The sequence below is a fragment of the uncultured Microbacterium sp. genome, assembly GCF_963521645.1.
In the GTDB taxonomy this organism is placed as follows: domain Bacteria; phylum Actinomycetota; class Actinomycetes; order Actinomycetales; family Microbacteriaceae; genus Microbacterium.
This window is the reverse complement of sequence record NZ_CAUQVQ010000004.1, coordinates 59,325-76,031: the sequence shown is the minus strand read 5'-3', so window position 1 is coordinate 76,031 and position 16,707 is coordinate 59,325. Positions and strand designations below refer to the sequence as shown.

Genomic DNA, 16,707 nt, shown 5'->3' with positions numbered 1-16,707 from the left:
GATCAGGTCAGCGCGCGAGAGCGCCGGGTGCCGGTTCGGGGCTCCAGCGACGATGGCCCGCCGCGAGGGCGTCGAGCGGATCGCGCACGAGCGCGAGACGCGGCCGCACGGCATCCGTCCGCGAAGACGGGGGCTTGCGTGAACCGGCGCGCAGCTGCGGCACCCAGTCGGCGCCGGCTCCGCGATACCCCTGATCCGCGGCCGCGTGCAGCGTCCACTGCGGGTTCCACAGGTGCGTGCGCCCGAGCGCGACGAGATCCGCGCGTCCCGCCAGCAGGATCGAGTTGACGTCGTCGTGGCTCGAGATCGCGCCGACCGCGATCACGCTGACTCCTGCAGCCGCCGCGACTCGGTTGCGGATCGCATCGGCGAAAGGCGTCTGGTAGCTGCGGCCGAACTGCGGACGTTCGTGCTTCGCGATCTGTCCCGACGACACGTCGATCGCATCGGCTCCGTGAGCGATGAACGCCCGCGCGATCTCGACGGCATCGTCGACCCTGTTGCCCCCGTCGATCCAGTCGTCGGCCGAGAGGCGCACCGCGAGCGGTCGGTCCTCGGGCCACGCCGCGCGCATCGCGTCGAACACCTCGAGCGGATACCGCAGCCGGTTCTCGAGCGAGCCCCCGTACTCGTCGGTCCGCTGATTCGAGATCGGCGAGAGGAACGACGAGATCAGGTAGCCGTGCGCGGCGTGGAGCTCGGCGAGATCGAACCCCGCCTCCGCGGCCCGCCGCGTGGCCGCCACGAACTCCTCGAGCACTCGCGTCATGGTCTCGCGATCGATCTCCTTCGGCGCACGGTTCTCCGGGCCGTACGGGAGCGCCGACGGAGCGAGCGTGTCCCAGTTGCCGGTGTCGAGGGGCTGGTCGATGCCCTCCCACATGCGGCGCGTCGAGCCCTTCCGCCCGGAATGACCGATCTGCACGCCGATGCGCGCGGTCGAGTGCCGATGCACGTACGCCACGATCCGCGCCCATGCATCCCGTTGCTCGTCGGAATAGAGTCCGCCGCATCCGGGGGTGATCCGCCCCTCGTCCGACACGCAGACCATCTCGGTCATGACGAGTCCGGCGCCGCCCATCGCCTTGGATCCGAGGTGCACCAGGTGGAAGTCGCCCGGCACGCCCTCGAACGAGGAGTACATGTCCATCGGAGACACCACGATGCGGTTCTTGAGCTCGAGACGACCGATGCGATGCGGGCGGAACATCGCGGGCTCGTCGGGTGTGCGCGACGTGAGCGGCGCGCCCCGCACGACCTCCGCGGCGAACTCGGCGTCACGCACGGCGAGGTTGTCGAGCGTGATGCGCCGGCTGCGCGTCAGGAGGTTGAACGAGAACTGCAGCGGGTCCTGGTCGGCGTACTGCCCGATGCGCTCGAACCACTCGAGCGAGGCCTGCGCGGCGCGCTGCGTCGAAGCGACGACCGGGCGGCGCTCGGTCTCGTACGCCGCGAGCGCGGCATCCGTCGAGTCGTGCTCGTGCAGGCATGCGGCGAGCGCGAGGGCGTCTTCCATGGCGAGCTTCGTGCCCGAGCCGATCGAGAAGTGCGCGGTGTGCGCCGCGTCGCCCAGGATCACCAGGTTCTCGTGGTGCCACCGCTCGTTCGTGACCGTCGTGAAGTTCAGCCACTTCGAGTTGTTGGTCAGCACGTCGTGGCCGTCGAGCACCTCGGAGAAGAGATCGCGCAGCCTGTCGACCGAGTACTGATCGCTCACGCCGGGAGGGAAGACCTCGTTCTCGGTCGCGTCGAGACCGGCGGCGCGCCAGACGTCTTCGTGCATCTCGATCAGGAACGTGCTGCCCTGATCGGAGTACGGGTAGCCGTGCAGCTGCATGATGCCGTGCGGGGTGTGCACGACCGCGAACGTGAACGCCTCGAACACCCGATCCGTGCCGAGCCACATGTACTTCGACACACGCCGATCGAGATTCGGCCCGAACCGATCGGCGAACTGACCGCGCACCTGCGAGTTCACGCCGTCTGCCGCCAGCACGAGATCGTACTGCGCCATGAGCTCCTCGGCATCCGGGGCCGGCGTGCGGAAGTGGATCGTGACTCCCAGCTCCCGACAGCGCTGCTGCAGCAGCTGCAGCAGCTCCTTCCTGCCCATCGCGGCGAACCCCTGCCCGCCGATGGTGTGCGTGGTGCCGCGGAACACGATGTCGATGTCGGTCCAGCGTGCGAACTGCTCCCCCATGCGCTGCGCGATGACGGGATCGGCGTTCTCGATGCCCCCGAGCGTCTCGTCGCTGAACACCACGCCGAAGCCGAAGGTGTCGTCGGGAGCGTTGCGCTCCCACACCGTGATGTCGTGGGCGGGATCGAGCTGCTTCATGAGAGCGGCGAAGTAGAGCCCTCCCGGGCCTCCGCCGATGACGGCTACGCGCATGTCAGGCTCCTTGAGTCTGGGTCTGGGTCTGGATCTGGGTGGGCGCGGCGGCCCGTGCGGCGGCCTGTTCGCGCAGGATGAAGTGCTGCACCTTGCCACTCGGGTTGCGGGGCAGCGCGTCCACGTACTCGATGCGTCTCGGGCACTTGTAGACAGCGATGCGCGACTTGACGTGCTCGAGGATGCGGGAGGTGAGTTCCGCCGAGGCCTCGACGCCGTCGCGCGCCACGACGAAGGCGACGACGATCATGCCCCGCTCGTCGTCGGGGCACCCCACGACCGCGCACTCGAGCACGCCCGGGTGATCGAGCACCGCCTCCTCCACCTCGGGCGCTCCGACGTTGTAGCCGGCGGTCACGATCATCGAGTCGTTGCGCGCCTGGAAGGTGAGGTAGCCGTCGGCATCCTGGACGAATGTGTCGCCGGTCACGTTCCACCCGCCCTGCACGTAGACCCGCTGACGCTCGTCGTCGAGATATCGGCACCCGGTCGGTCCGATCACCGCCAGACGGCCCGGCTCGCCCGGGGGGACCTCTGCGCCGTCGTCGTCGAGCACGGCCGCGCGATATCCGGGCACTGCGCGGCCCGTCGATCCCGGGCGGATGTCGTCACCGGACGCCGAGACGAACACGTGCAGCATCTCGGTCGAGCCGATGCCGTTGATGAGCCGGAGCCCGCTGGCCGCTTCGACGGCCTCGAAAGTCGCGAGCGTGAGGTGCTCGCCCGCGGCGATGCCGATGCGGAGTCGCCGCAGCTCGCCGGCCAGTCCCTCCTTGATGATGCTCCGGTACCCGGTCGGCGCCGTGTAGAGCACCGTGATGCCCAGCGGCTCGATGAGCTTGGCGAGTTCGACGGGGGTCGCGCGTTCGACCAGCACCATCGTTCCCCCGCTGCGCAGCGGGAACACGACGTTGCCGCCGAGCCCGAACGTGAACGCGAGCGGCGCCGTGCTCGCACTGACGTCGTCGGGACCGAGGTGCAGCACGTGGCGCCCGAACGTGTCGGCGTTCGCCAGGATGTCGCGGTGGAAGTGCATCGTGATCTTCGGCACACCCGTCGTGCCGCTCGTCGCGCCCAGCAGCGCCACGTCGTCGGCGGAGGTGTCGACCGCGGTGAAGCCGGCGCTCTGAGCGTCGCACGCCTCGATCAGTCCGTCCCGTTCCCCGCCTGACACGATGACCGCGGGTGGGACGTCGAGTCGGCCGAGTGCGACGTGGGCGTCGTCGAGACCGCGATGGTCCACGACGGCCACCCGCGGCTGCACCCGAGCGGCGATCGGGTGCAGCTCCTGTGCGCGCCACGCGACCATCGTGGTCACCACGACCATCCCCGCCTTGAGGGCGCCGAGCCAGCAGACCACCGTCCACGGGCCGTTGAGCATGCGCAGAAGCACGCGGTTCCCCGGGACGAGTCCGTGGTCCTCGGTGAGCACGGCCGCGAACTGATCGACCCGCCGCTGCAGTTCGCCGTATGACCACGACGAGCCGTCGGCGAGCAGGATCGCCGGCCGGTCGGCGCCGTACCGTTCGATCGTGCGGTCGAGGAGCTCGACCGCGGCGTTCAGTCGCTCGGGATACTGCACGTCGGGGATGGTGAACTCGAGCGTCGGCCAGAGATCGGTCGGCGGAAGCGACTCGCGCGTGAACGTGTCGACGTGCGCGGAGGGGGAGAGCGTCATTGCATTCCCTTCGGAGAGGATGGAGGTGGAGTCAGAGCGGACGACCCGGACGGATCATCCCTTCCTGGGCGACGGTCGCGACGAGCCGTCCGTCGTGCGTGTAGAACCGACCGAGGCCGAGTCCTCGGCCGTCGGCGACGCCGGCGCACTCCTGCGCGTACAGCAGCCACTGATCGGCGCGTGCGGGCGAATGGAACCACATCGCGTGGTCGAGACTTGCCGTGACGAGTCCTTCCGCACGCCACGGCAGACCGAGGACGCGCAGCACCGGCTCGAGGATCGTGTAGTCGCAGACGTACGCGAGCGCCACCTGGTGCGTGCGCGGATCGTCGTCGAGGCGCTCGAACGAACGCACCCACACGGCCTGATGAGCGGTGCGCTCACCCTCGACCTCGAGGTAGAGGGTGCCGGGGACGTGACGCATGTCGAAGCTGCGGCCGTGCGACCAGTAGTCGATGTCGGCGCCCTCGTGCCCTTCGAGGGCCTCGGCCGAGGAGCGCAGGCTCTCGGGTGCCGGCACCGAGGGCATCGCCGGGCCGTGCTGAGGGAAGGCCTCGGGCACATGGAACGAGGCCGTCGCCATGAAGGCGAGCCTGCCGTGCTGGTGCCCTCGCACATGCCGGGTCGAGAATCCCCGCCCATCGCGGATGATCTCGACGTCGTAGTGCATCGGCTCCGCGACGTCGACGCCCCGCAGGAACGTGCTGTGCACGGAGTGCAGCGCGCGGTCGTCGTCGACGGTGCGCAGCGCCGCCGCCACGCTCTGCGCCACGGTGTCGCCGCCGTAGGCCTTGGGCCAGGGCACCGGCTGAGGCTGCGCTTCGAACGCCCTGCCGCCGAAAGCGGTGTGCACCTCGGTGAGGTCGATCGCGCGGAGGAAGGCCTCGGACGTGCTCATACCCGGCGGAATCCGTCGAGCGTCGAGTCATCGACGTCGTCGAGATTCACGACGATGTTGTCCGGCGTGCGGGTGGTCAGCCAGATCAGCTCTTCGGTCACCGACATGTTCGCCTCGACGTGCGGCATGAAGGGCGGCACGAAGACCCAGTCACCGGCGCTCATGTCGAGATACTCGCGGTACCCCTCGCCGAAGTAGATGCGGGCCGAGCCCCTGAGCACGTACCCGCCCGTCTCGGCCTCGCCGTGGTGGTGAGGAAGCGATCGATATCCGGGATCGTTGGAGACCTGCCCAAACCAGATCTTCGTCGCCTCGGTGTGCTGCGGGCCGACGCCCGAGACGCGGATGCATCCGCCCGACGACATGGTCTGCGTGTCTTCCTCGCCGGCGCGGGTCACCTGCGGCACCCGATCCCCGCGCAGTTCGACGTGCGTGTCCCGTTCGTTCTCGGTCATGAAAGCTCCTTCGCTTGCGTGTCGAAGAAGTGTCACATACGTGACGATCGTCACGCAAGTGCGATAGCAATATGAAGCGTCAGCGCATCACGGCGCTCACGAAGCGCTCGGCATGCGGTTCGAGCCGCTGGTGCAGGTCGGCGAAGAGGCGCCCGGCTTCGACGCCGACCCAGCCGGAGGGGAGGAGGTCGGCGGGGATCCCGGGATCCAGGTACACGAGGCGACGCCACTGCGTGATCGCGCGCACGTGTGCGGCGAAGGCCGCCCTCTCGTCGCGCTCGTCGACGGCGACGCCGAAGGCATCGACGAACCCGCGATACAGGGGCTCCATCGCCGGCAGGTCCCACCACTCGCGCACCGCATCCTGCAGCGGCTCGGATGACAGCCTCGAGCCCAGGAACATCTCGACGTAACCGTCGAGTCCTGCGCTGCGCAGCGCCGCGCCGGTCTCCTCGGCGATCTGCCCCGGTGCGACCCACAGTCCGCCGCTCACCTGGCCGAACCCCAACCGCTGCAGGAGCGTGCGCAGCTGATGCCGCACGGGTCTCTCGCTCTCGGGCACGCTGAACGAGGCGAGCAGCCACGGCTCGTCGATCGCCGCGCGACGCGGCTCGAAGATGCGGCGATCCCCGGCCGCGAAGACCTCATCCAGCGACGCGGACAGACGATAGGCGCCGCCACCCTCGGACACCAGGATGCCGCGCTGCTTGAGACGGGACACCGATGACCGGACGACGCCTGCGTCGACCCCGAGCGCTCCCATCATCTCGATGAGAGCGGCGATGCGGATCTCGCCACCATGGGCGCGCACGTACCGTCCGAAGATCGTCACGATGAGGTGCTGAGGACGAACCCCCGCCTCGGGCGTCAACTCGTCGGCATCCACGACTTCCCCGTCCGTCTTCACGTCCACTCAGCGTAGCGGCGAGTGCGCGGCTCTCACGCTGACGCCTCCCCCGCCGCATGCTCGAAGATCAGCTGCGTCTGGGACTGGCCCAGGTCGGGGTGCGAGCCGATGTGCACCCGGATGAACTCGCGCAGCGACGCCACATCGGCCGCAGAGACATGGATGACGATGTCGCGGTCGCCACCGAGGAGGAAGACCTGCTGCACTCCGGCGGCCCTGCGGAGCACGGGCACCAGCGCCGTCACCTGACTGCGGGCGTGATCGAGCACCGCCACCGAGATCAGCGCACTGATCGCCGCGCCCGCCGCCACGGGATCGATCACGGCGCGGTAGCCCCGGATGACCCCTGCGTCCTCGAGCGCGCGCACCCTTCCGTGGCACGTCGACGGGGCGAGTCCGACGCGGTCGGCCAGCTCCTTGTTCGACAGCCTGCCGTCGGCGGCGAGTTCGCGGAGGATCACCCGATCGCTCTCCGTCACCGTGATCGTCATCGCACACCCCTTCGGTTGCATCCGAATCCTGTTCAGTGATTCGGCGATCTCCTGAATCCTGTCCGAAACAGTGCCATGCGACTCGAATCCTTGCAAGACTCTGCCTCCGTGCCGGACTCGAGTCCGGATCCCGCCCGCTCGTGTCGCACTGCCGCGATGCGCATCCCGGCGACGACGCATGGAAGGACGACGATGGCCGAATTCTCCGACATCCAGACCCGAGAGATCGGGTTGCACAAGGCGCTCACCGCACGACAGCTGAGCATGATCGCGCTCGGCGGAGCCATCGGCACCGGGCTGTTCCTCGGCAGCAGGTTCGCGATCGGATTCGCGGGTCCGAGCGTCGTGCTGAACTACCTGATCGGCGGGATGATCGCGCTCATGCTCATGGCGGGTCTCGCCGAGATGACGGTGCAGCATCCGACATCCGGCTCTTTCGGCGCGTACGCCGAGCACTACCTCGGCCCGCTCGCGGGATTCCTCGTGCGCTACATGTACTGGGGGTGCATCGTGCTCGCGGTCGGCACCGAGGTCACCGCGGTCGGCGAGTACATGGGGCTGTGGTTCCCTGGCATCCCGCCGTGGATCTGGGTGGTGCTGTTCGGCGGCGCCCTGATCCTGGTCAACGCGATGAACGTGAAGAGCTTCGGCACGCTCGAGTACTGGTTCTCGGCGATCAAGGTGTTCGCGATCCTCGCCTTCATCATCGTCGCGGGGTGGCTGGTCTTCTTCTCGGGAGACCGGGATCGCGGCCTGCACAACTGGGGCGCCGAGGGCGGGTTCATGCCGAACGGTGCGAGCGGAATGTGGTTCGCCGTGATCGTCTCGATCTTCAGCTACCTCAGCATCGAGATGATCGCGGTCGCGGCGGGCGAGGCCGCCGAACCCGAGAAGGCCGTCAAGAAGGCGTTCAAGGTCACCGCGTTCCGGCTGCTGATCTTCTACATCCTCACGCTCTCGCTGATCGTCTCGATCGCGCCGGTGTCCGAGATCCTGTCGGGTGCGAGTCCCTTCGTGACCGTCATGCAGGTGGTCGGCATCCCCTTCGCCGATTCCGTGCTCAACGTCGTCGTGATCATCGCCGCGCTGTCCGCCATGAACAGCCAGCTCTACATCTCGACCCGCATGATGTTCTCGCTGTCCCGTGCCGGCGAGGCGCCCAGGGCGTTCGGCGAGGTCGCCCGCAACGGCACGCCGCTGAAGGCCCTTCTGCTGTCGACCGGCGGCATCGTCGTGGCCACCGTGATCTACGTGCTGAATCCCGCGCAGGCTTTCACCATGATGTTCGCGATCTCGATGTTCGGAGCCCTGTTCACGTGGTTCATGATCTTCGTCACGCACGTCGCCTTCCGCCGCACGCTGGCCGCGCGCGGCGAGAAGCCGGTCTACGCGGTGCGGGGTTCGCGCATCGGAGCGATCATCGGGGCACTGCTGATGGTGGCGATCGCGGTGTCGACGGCGCTGACCGAGGAGTTCCGCGCGACGCTGCCGTTCGGCATCCCCTGCCTGCTGATCGCGGTGATCGCGTTCCTCGGCCTGCGGAGCCGCCGCAGACGCACGGCTGCGGTGCCCGACGTGGCGGAGGCGGCGACGCCCGACGGAAAGAACCGCGATTCTTGAACGCCTGCGAACCGTCATCCGCGTGGACGAGCCGAGTACGCTCGTAGTCGTGACCGAACGCGCTCCTCTCTCTCGCAAACTGTCCGCCATCGCCGAGTCGGCGACCCTGAAGGTCGACGCGAAGGCGAAGGCCCTCAAGGCCGAAGGCAAGCCCGTGATCTCGTATGCGGCCGGCGAGCCCGATTTCGCGACGCCGCAGTTCATCGTGGATGCCGCGGCCGAGGCGCTCGCGGACCCCGCCAACTACCGGTACACCCCGGCGCCGGGCCTACCCGCACTGCGCGAGGCGATCGCCGCGAAGACGCTGCGCGACTCGGGCCTCGAGGTCTCCCCCAGCCAGGTCATCGTGACCAACGGGGGGAAGCAGTCGGTGTACCAGGCCTTCCAGACAGTGGTGAACCCGGGCGACGAGGTGCTGCTGCCGGCCCCGTACTGGACCACCTACCCCGAGGCGATCCGCCTCGCCGACGGCACCCCCGTCGAGGTGTTCGCCGGCGCCGACCAGGACTACAAGGTGACGGTCGAACAGCTCGAGGCCGCCCGCACCGAACGCACCACGGTGCTCGTGTTCGTCTCTCCGTCGAACCCCACCGGCTCGGTCTACACGGCCGAGGAGACGAAGGCCATCGGCGAGTGGGCTCTCGAGCACGGCATCTGGGTGATCTCCGACGAGATCTACCAGAACCTCACGTACGAGGGCGTGACGGCGACGTCGATCGTCCAGGCCGTGCCGGAGGTCGCCGGACAGACGATCCTCGTCAACGGCGTCGCGAAGACCTATGCGATGACCGGATGGCGGGTGGGCTGGATGGTCGGACCGGCCGACGCCATCAAGGTCGCGGGGAACCTGCAGTCGCACCTGACGAGCAACGTGAACAACGTCGCGCAGAAGGCGGCGATCGCTGCGCTGACGGGCCCGCAGACCGAGGCCGAGCAGTTCCGCGAGGCGTTCGACCGCCGCCGGCGCCTGATCGTGTCGGAGCTGTCGAAGATCGACGGCCTCGTGGTGCCCAACCCGCTCGGGGCCTTCTACGTCTACCCCGACGTGCAGGGGCTGCTCGGCCGCACCTGGGGCGGAGTGACGCCGACGACCTCGCTCGAACTCGCCGATCTGATCCTCGAGCAGGCGGAGGTCGCCGTGGTTCCGGGCGAGGCGTTCGGCCCGTCGGGATACATCCGCATGTCCTATGCGCTCGGCGACGACCAGCTCCTCGAAGGCGTGCAGCGGATGCAGCGGCTGTTCAGCTGACCGCGTTTCGACTCGGGCGCTTCGCGGCCTCGCTCAACGACCGAGGCGATGCGGCGCTTCGCGGCCTCGCTCAACGACCGAGGCGATGCGGCGCTGCGCGGCCTCGCTCGACGACCGAGGCGATGCGGCGCTTCGCGGCCTCGCTCGACGACCGAACCACTCGCGTGCTCAGTCCTCGTCGTGGAAGCCGATGAGCCAGCGGATGCCGTAACGGTCGACGAGGGTGCCGTCGTAGTCGCCCCACGGGCGTTTCTGCAGAGGGTCGATGACCCGGCCTCCGCCCGACAGCCGATCGAACCAGCTGGTCAGCGTCGTGGCGTCGGCCGTGCCCAGCAGAGACAGGAACATGCCGCTCATCTGCACGGCGTCGTCGTCGGCTCCCGCATCGGCGCCTGCGAGTTCGACCGGCCCCGTCAGCTGCCCGTGGGCGATCGCGTCGCCGGGCCCGTCGTGACGGCCCGCGGCGGCGTAGTCGAGGGTCTGCAGCTCACCGCCGAAGACGGATCGGTAGTGCTCGAGCGCCTCTGCGGCGTTGCCCGGGAACAGCAGGTAGGGGATCAGTCCGCTCATGCCGCGAGTGTACGGCGAACCGGCGACCCTGTCAGTCGGTGACCGCGCTCCGATACCTCCGGGGCTTGCCCTCACCGAGGTCGACGACCCTCTGCACCTACAGTTCGACGCCGAGCAGCACCGGCTCAGGCTGCAGCACCAGACCGAACTCGGCGTGCACCCTGCTCTGGATGAAGCGCGCGAGCTCCGCGACCTCGGCCGCCGTCGCGCCGCCACGGTTGGTGAGTGCGAGGGCGTGCTTGGTCGACACCGAGGCGCGCGAACGCGGCAGCTTGAAACCCTTGCGGATGCCGGCGTGCTCGATAAGCCAGGCTGCGCTCACCTTGACGTCGGCCGCCTCGACGGCCTTCGATGACGGTACCAGACCGTCGTAGGAGGAGAGCGGGATCACGGTGACGGCGTCGAGGTCGGGGGCCACCGGCCAGCGTGGGCACTCGGGCGGCAGCGCGCGAGCGACAGTCTCGGGGACGATCGCGTTCTGGAAGAACGACCCCACGCTGTGCGTGTCGGGATCGTCGTCGTCGAGCAGCATCCCCTTGGATGCGCGCGTGGCGAGGATGCGCTCGCGCACCCACGACAGCGACACGGGCGCATCGGAGTCGAGGCCGAGCGCCCGCCGCAGCTGCTCGCCGCGCACGATGCGGTCACCGGCCACGAGCAGGTCGACCGTGACCGAGAGGATCACGGCGCGGCGCTCGGGGACGCTGCCATAGTGGTGCTTCAGCACCGAGGTGCGGAACCCGAGACCCAGCTCGGAGGCCGGCACGACCGAGACCTCTCCCGTGGCCTCGTCGATGAGCTCGACCTCGACCAGGGTCTCCTGGATCTCCTGTCCGTAGGCTCCGATGTTCTGCACGGGTGAGGCGCCGACGGTGCCGGGGATCCCGCTCATGGCCTCGAGTCCGGCGTAACCGCGCTCGACTGCGTAGGCGACCAGATCGTCCCAGCCGTGCCCGGCCTGCACGCGCAGGCGGATGCGGCCGGCGTGCGGAGACGGCAGCTCTTCGACGCCACGGGTGAGCACGCGGATGACCGTGCCCTCGAACGCCTCGTCACCGATGAACAGGTTCGAACCGCCGCCGAGCACGAACCACTCGTCGCCACGGGCCCATACGTCGCGGAGGGCCGCGACGAGCTCGTCGGACGTGGTGGCGTCGACCATGCGCTCGGGGGCGGCGCCGGTGCGCAGGGTCGTGAGGGTCGCGAGCCGCAGCGGCTCGATCTCGTGCACCACGGTGTCGCCCATCAGACGGCGACGCGCAGCTGCGCCTTGACGAGCACCGTCGTCTCATCGGACGTGACCTTGAGATCGATGCGCGCGGCGGTGTCGTCGACGGCTCCGACGGTCGCGACGACGTGCAGGTCGGCACCGTGCTCGGGGTCGACCACGACGGGCTTGGTGAACCGCACGCCGTAGTCGAGGATGCGCGCACCGGGCTCGAGCGCGGCGACGACCACAGACGACGCGATGCCCATCGTGAGCATGCCGTGCGCGAGCACGCCGGGGAGGCCCACCGCGGCGGCGACATCGTCGCGGTAATGAATCGGGTTGAAATCCCCCGAGGCACCGGCATAGCGCACCAGAGACTCGCGGGTGAGGTGGACGGTGCGCTCGGCGATCACGTCTCCGACGGCGTACGACATCACTCGGCTCCCTCTTCTGCGCTGTCGTCGGCGCCTACCAGCAGCACGCTGGTGGCCGTGACGACGTGCTCGCCCGCGGCATCCGTGATCTCGGCCGCACTCGTGAGCATGGCGTTGCCGCCCATCATGCGGATGCCGGTGACGCGAAGCAGGCCTGTCAGCTCATCGCCGGCGACGATCGGCCGTGTGTACGAGAACTTCTGCTCGGCATGGATCGTGCGCGCGAGCACGATTCCCGAGTCGGGTTCGGCGAGGAGCTGCTGCAGCGTGTGGTCCTGGATCACCATCGCGAAGGTCGGTGGCGCCACGACGTCGGCGAAGCCCGCCGCACGAGCGGCCCCGACGTCGGTGTGCTGCGGGGCATCGGCGAAGACGGCGCGCGCGAACTCGCGCACCTTCTCACGGCCGACGAGGTAGGGGGTCGTCGGCGGGAACTCCCGGCCGACCAGATCTTGGTTCACTGCCACCCTTCGATCCTACGTTCTCGGTCGAGGAGCGCGGTGCCGGGCGGCCCGATCGCGGGCCCTTCAGTCCTTCTTCGCGCGGCCCCTGATCGCCTTCATGGCCATCTGCACCGCGATCACCACCAGGTATGCCGCGAAGAGCATGTTGCCCACGAGTGGATCGATGAGGGTGGCGAGCCACGCGCCGAGCGCGGTCGTCGCACATGCCGAGATCCCCACGATCGCGGCGGCGACCAGATCGACGTTGCGGTTGCGCAGGTTGCCGATCGTCCCCGAGATCGCCGTCGGGATCATCATCAGGAGCGAGGTCCCCTTGGCCACCAGATCGCTCGTACCGAAGGCCAGCATGAGCACGGGCACGACGATCACTCCCCCACCCACGCCGATGAGACCTGCGAGGATGCCCGTGCCGACGCCGACCACGAGCAACGCGAGCCCGGTCAGCAGCTGCAGCTCGAACTCGGCATCGCGCGAAGGCACCACCAGGAACAGGCTCACGATCACGATCACGAGGAAGCCGACGAAGAACCAGCGCAGCACCGTCTGCGAGATCCTGGGCAGCAGACGCGTGCCGATCTGCGCTCCGACCACCGCGCCGGCCGCGAGGATGAGGGCAGGGATCCATGCCACGGCCCCGTTGACCGCGTAGGAGACCACGCCCACAGTCGCCGTCGGCACGATCGCCGCGAGCGAGGTGCCCGCTCCGAGACGCTGGTTGAAGTGCAGGAACAGCACGAGCAGCGGAACGATGACCGTGCCCCCGCCGACTCCGAAGAGTCCGGAGAGAAGGCCCGCGAGCAGGCCGATGCCGATGAAGGCCGTATAGGCGCGAGGCCCTCTGTTCAGGGTCTCTGCGTCAGTCACCGGATCAGCCTACTCCTCGCAGCACCCTCGCCTCTGGGACGCAGTCCCCTCGTGTGCGACACTGGATCGCACCGACGACGACGAGGTCGCCCGGATCGAAGGAGATCTCCATGGTGCGCAGTTCCTATCCCGACGTCGAGATCCCCGCGGTCTCGATCCACGAGTTCCTGTTCGGCGATGTCGACGAAGATCGCCTCGACGCCGTCGCACTGATCGACGGAGTCTCGGGCGCGACCACCACCTACCGGCAGCTGATCGGCCAGATCGACCTGTTCGCCGGCGCTCTGGCGGCCCGCGGTGTCGGAGTCGGCACCACGATCGGGGTGCTCTGCCCGAACGTCCCGGCATTCGCGACGGTGTTCCACGGCATCCTGCGGGCAGGGGCCACCGCGACCACCATCAACTCGCTCTACACGCCCGAGGAGATCGCGAACCAGCTGACGGATGCCGAAGCGACGTGGCTCATCACCGTCTCCCCTCTGCTGCCCGCCGCGAAGGAGGCAGCGGAGTCGCTCGGCCTCGACGCAGATCACCTCATCGTCCTCGACGGAGCCGACGGGCATCCGTCTCTCCCCGCGCTGCTGGGCGAGGGTCGTGCCGCACCCGACGTGTCGTTCGACCCCGCGACGCATCTCGCCGTACTCCCCTACTCGTCGGGCACGACGGGACGCCCGAAAGGGGTCATGCTCACACACCGGAATCTCATCGCCAACGTGAGCCAGTGCCGTTCGACCATCTCGCTCGGCGACGACGACCGGGTGCTCGCGGTGCTGCCGTTCTTCCACATCTACGGCATGACCGTGCTGCTGAACTTCGCACTGCGTCAGCGGGCCGCACTCGTGACGATGCCGAGGTTCGACCTCACCGAGTTCCTCCGTGTCGTGCAGGAGCACCGCACGAGCTGGGTGTTCATCGCGCCGCCGATCGCGGTCGCGCTGGCGAAGCACCCCCTCGTCGACCAGTACGACATGTCGTCGGTCAAGGTCATCTTCTCCGGGGCGGCTCCGCTGGACGGCGCGCTCGCCTCGGCGGTGGAGACCAGACTCGGCTGCACGGTGTGTCAGGGATACGGCATGACCGAGACGAGCCCCGTGACACATGCGATCCCGTACGATCGCTCCGACATCGACCGCTCCTCGGTCGGCATGCTGCTCGCGAACACCGAGGCGCGGCTCGTGGCCGAAGACGGCAGCGACATCGAGGCGCCGGCGGACGGCGCGAGCTCCCCCGGCGAACTGCTCATCCGAGGGCCACAGGTGATGAAGGGCTACCTGAACCGTCCCGATGCGACGAATGAGATGCTCGACGCCGAGGGGTGGCTGCACACCGGAGACGTGGCGACCGTCACGCACGACGGCGTCTTCCGCATCGTCGACCGACTCAAGGAGCTCATCAAGTACAAGGGTTATCAGGTCGCACCGGCCGTGCTCGAGGCTGTGCTGCTCGAGCATCCGTCGATCGCGGATGCCGCCGTCATCGGCGTCCTCGATGACGACGGACAGGAGGTGCCCAAAGCCTTCGTGGTGCGGCAGTCCGGGGCGACGCTCGAGGAGGAGGCTGTGATCGCGCATGTCGCGGCGAATGTCGCGCCCCACGAGAAGGTGCGGCAGGTCGAGTTCATCGACGCGATCCCCAAGTCGGCCTCCGGGAAGATCCTGCGGAAGGACCTGCGCACCCGGGTGTGACATCAGCGCGCCGATCGAAGAGACGACGAAGCCCGCCACCCCGAGAGGGGCGGCGGGCTTCGTCGTGAGCGAGGTCCTTACTCGGACTTCTTCTCCACAGCGTCTTCGGCAGCGGCCTCAGCGGCTTCGCCCTCGGCCTGCGACTCGGCGCCGGCCTCGGCTGCGGGAGCCTCGTCGGCAGCGGTCTCCTCGGCAGCGGTCTCCTCGGCGGGAGCCTCCTCGACGACCTCGGCGGGCGTCTCAGCCTTGGCGGCCTTCTTGGTCGACTTCGCCTTGGGGGTGACGGGCTCGAGGACGAGCTCGATCACGGCCATGGGAGCGTTGTCGCCCTTGCGGTTGCCGACCTTGGTGATGCGCGTGTAGCCACCGTCGCGGTCTGCGACGAGCGGGGCGATCTCGGCGAACAGGGTGTGCACGACATCCTTGTCACCGATGACCGAGAGAACGCGGCGACGAGCGTGAAGGTCTCCGCGCTTGGCGAAGGTGATCAGGCGCTCGGCGAGCGGACGCAGGCGCTTGGCCTTGGTCTCGGTCGTCTTGATCGACTTGTGGGTGTACAGCGCAGCCGCGAGGTTGGCAAGCAGCAGGCGCTCGTGGGCGGGGCCGCCTCCGAGGCGGGGACCCTTAGTGGGCTTGGGCATAATCGTCTAACTCCTGGTCAGAAAGGTCGGGTATCAGAAGGACTCGTCTTCGCTGCCGCTGTAGAAGTGGGCGCCGTCGAAACCGGGCACCGAATCCTTGAGCGACAGACCGAGCGAGATGAGCTTGTCGCGCACCTCGTCGACCGACTTCTGGCCGAAATTGCGGATGTTCATGAGCTGCGTCTCCGACAGGGCGACGAGCTCAGAAACGGTGTTGATGCCCTCACGCTTCAGGCAGTTGTAAGAGCGGACCGACAGGTCGAGGTCTTCGATCGGCATCGACAGCTCGCTGGAGTTCACAGCCTCCACCGGCGCCGGGCCGATCTCGATGCCCTCGGCCTCGACGTTCAGCTCGCGTGCGAGGCCGAACAGCTCGGTGAGCGTCTTGGCAGCCGAAGCGACGGCGTCGCGGGGGCTGATCGCCGACTTGGTCTCGACGTCGAGGACGAGCTTGTCGAAGTCGGTGCGCTCACCCGCACGGGTGGCGTCGACGCGGTAGCTGACCTTGAGGACCGGCGAGTAGATCGAGTCGATCGGGATCTGACCGGCCTCGGCGTACTCGTTGCGGTTCTGGGTCGCCGACACGTAGCCGCGGCCACGCTCGATCGTGAGCTCGAGCTCGAACTTCGCGGTCTCGTTGAGAGTCGCGATGACGAGCTCGGGGTTGTGCACCTCGACACCGGCCGGAGCCGAGATGTCAGCGGCGGTCACTTCGCCCGAACCGGTCTTGCGCAGGTACGCCGTGATGGGCTCGTCGCGCTCCGACGAGACCACGAGCTGCTTGATGTTGAGGATGATCTCGGTGACATCCTCCTTCACGCCGGGGATGGTGCTGAACTCGTGCAGCACTCCGTCGATGCGAACGCTGGTGACCGCGGCACCGGGGATCGACGACAGCAGGCTGCGACGAAGCGCGTTGCCGATCGTGTATCCGAAGCCGGGCTCCAGAGGCTCGATGATGAACCGGCTCCGGTTCTCGACGATCTTTTCCTCGGTCAGTGTGGGACGCTGTGCAATAAGCACTCTGTGTTCCTTTCGATCACATGCCCGCTATATGACATGTGGTGGGGTGAGGTCTTGAGTTGTGGAAGTCGATGCCCGCTGGCGGGCGTCGAGCCGCTCGCACCCTCAGGCACGAGCGGCTCAACA

At 68.3% G+C, this 16,707-nt stretch carries 16 protein-coding genes; 3 read left to right on the top strand and 13 right to left on the bottom strand.

The window, feature by feature from the left end; translation table 11 throughout:
- Positions 1-7 precede the first annotated feature (7 nt).
- The 6 genes from RWO82_RS02395 to RWO82_RS02370 all read right to left on the bottom strand — a co-directional run bounded on the left by RWO82_RS02395 (position 8) and on the right by RWO82_RS02370 (position 6,821).
- A complete protein-coding gene (locus RWO82_RS02395) occupies positions 8-2,392 on the bottom strand; it encodes a bifunctional salicylyl-CoA 5-hydroxylase/oxidoreductase (RefSeq protein WP_314422804.1) in 2,385 nt (794 codons plus the stop codon).
- Position 2,393: 1 nt separating this feature from the next.
- On the bottom strand, positions 2,394-4,070 hold the full coding sequence (locus RWO82_RS02390; protein WP_314422803.1) for an AMP-binding protein: 1,677 nt from the start codon (positions 4,068-4,070) through the stop codon (positions 2,394-2,396).
- 31 nt (positions 4,071-4,101) lie between these two features.
- Complete coding sequence (locus RWO82_RS02385) at positions 4,102-4,968, bottom strand: acyl-CoA thioesterase domain-containing protein (protein WP_314422801.1); 867 nt, start codon at positions 4,966-4,968, stop codon at positions 4,102-4,104.
- Positions 4,965-5,423, bottom strand: coding sequence for a cupin domain-containing protein (locus tag RWO82_RS02380; RefSeq protein ID WP_314422798.1), 459 nt, complete (start codon positions 5,421-5,423; stop codon positions 4,965-4,967). The genes RWO82_RS02385 and RWO82_RS02380 overlap by 4 nt, the downstream gene beginning before the upstream one ends.
- Positions 5,424-5,502: 79 nt before the next feature.
- Complete coding sequence (locus RWO82_RS02375) at positions 5,503-6,330, bottom strand: PaaX family transcriptional regulator C-terminal domain-containing protein (protein WP_314422795.1); 828 nt, start codon at positions 6,328-6,330, stop codon at positions 5,503-5,505.
- A gap of 32 nt (positions 6,331-6,362) precedes the next feature.
- On the bottom strand, positions 6,363-6,821 hold the full coding sequence (locus tag RWO82_RS02370) for an Lrp/AsnC family transcriptional regulator (protein WP_314422792.1): 459 nt from the start codon (positions 6,819-6,821) through the stop codon (positions 6,363-6,365).
- Between the two features lie 192 nt (positions 6,822-7,013).
- On the opposite strand from RWO82_RS02370, the gene RWO82_RS02365 reads away from it, so the two are divergent.
- Both RWO82_RS02365 and RWO82_RS02360 read left to right on the top strand, forming a co-directional pair.
- Positions 7,014-8,441 carry an amino acid permease gene (locus tag RWO82_RS02365; protein WP_314422789.1) on the top strand — a complete coding sequence of 476 codons (1,428 nt, stop codon included), beginning with the start codon at positions 7,014-7,016 and terminating at the stop codon, positions 8,439-8,441.
- 49 nt (positions 8,442-8,490) lie between these two features.
- Positions 8,491-9,690, top strand: a complete 1,200-nt coding sequence (locus RWO82_RS02360) for a pyridoxal phosphate-dependent aminotransferase (RefSeq protein WP_314422787.1) — start codon at positions 8,491-8,493, stop codon at positions 9,688-9,690.
- A gap of 168 nt (positions 9,691-9,858) precedes the next feature.
- On the opposite strand, the gene RWO82_RS02355 is transcribed toward RWO82_RS02360, so the two are convergent.
- The 5 genes from RWO82_RS02355 to RWO82_RS02335 form a co-directional block, all read right to left on the bottom strand.
- Complete coding sequence (locus RWO82_RS02355; protein WP_314422784.1) at positions 9,859-10,260, bottom strand: VOC family protein; 402 nt, start codon at positions 10,258-10,260, stop codon at positions 9,859-9,861.
- 97 nt (positions 10,261-10,357) lie between these two features.
- Positions 10,358-11,491, bottom strand: a complete 1,134-nt coding sequence (locus tag RWO82_RS02350; protein WP_314422847.1) for a UDP-N-acetylmuramate dehydrogenase — start codon at positions 11,489-11,491, stop codon at positions 10,358-10,360.
- Between the two features lie 14 nt (positions 11,492-11,505).
- The gene (locus tag RWO82_RS02345; protein WP_314422782.1) at positions 11,506-11,904 is read right to left on the bottom strand and encodes a MaoC/PaaZ C-terminal domain-containing protein; all 399 of its coding nucleotides are present in this window, start codon (positions 11,902-11,904) and stop codon (positions 11,506-11,508) included.
- A complete protein-coding gene (locus tag RWO82_RS02340) occupies positions 11,904-12,371 on the bottom strand; it encodes a MaoC family dehydratase N-terminal domain-containing protein (protein WP_314422781.1) in 468 nt (155 codons plus the stop codon). Before RWO82_RS02340 ends, RWO82_RS02345 begins: the two co-directional genes overlap by 1 nt.
- A 60-nt stretch (positions 12,372-12,431) precedes the next feature.
- A complete protein-coding gene (locus RWO82_RS02335; protein WP_314422778.1) occupies positions 12,432-13,232 on the bottom strand; it encodes a sulfite exporter TauE/SafE family protein in 801 nt (266 codons plus the stop codon).
- Between the two features lie 110 nt (positions 13,233-13,342).
- On the opposite strand from RWO82_RS02335, the gene RWO82_RS02330 reads away from it, so the two are divergent.
- Positions 13,343-14,917, top strand: coding sequence for an AMP-binding protein (locus RWO82_RS02330; RefSeq protein ID WP_314422775.1), 1,575 nt, complete (start codon positions 13,343-13,345; stop codon positions 14,915-14,917).
- A 77-nt stretch (positions 14,918-14,994) separates the two neighbouring features.
- Here the strand turns inward: RWO82_RS02330 and rplQ are convergent, their stop codons facing one another.
- Entirely contained in the window at positions 14,995-15,558 is a 564-nt protein-coding gene (rplQ, locus tag RWO82_RS02325; RefSeq protein ID WP_314422772.1) for a 50S ribosomal protein L17, read from the bottom strand.
- Positions 15,559-15,591: 33 nt separating this feature from the next.
- Positions 15,592-16,581 (bottom strand): DNA-directed RNA polymerase subunit alpha, encoded by a 990-nt coding sequence (locus tag RWO82_RS02320; RefSeq protein WP_201471273.1) that lies wholly within the window; start codon positions 16,579-16,581, stop codon positions 15,592-15,594.
- Between the last annotated feature and the right edge of the window lie 126 nt (positions 16,582-16,707).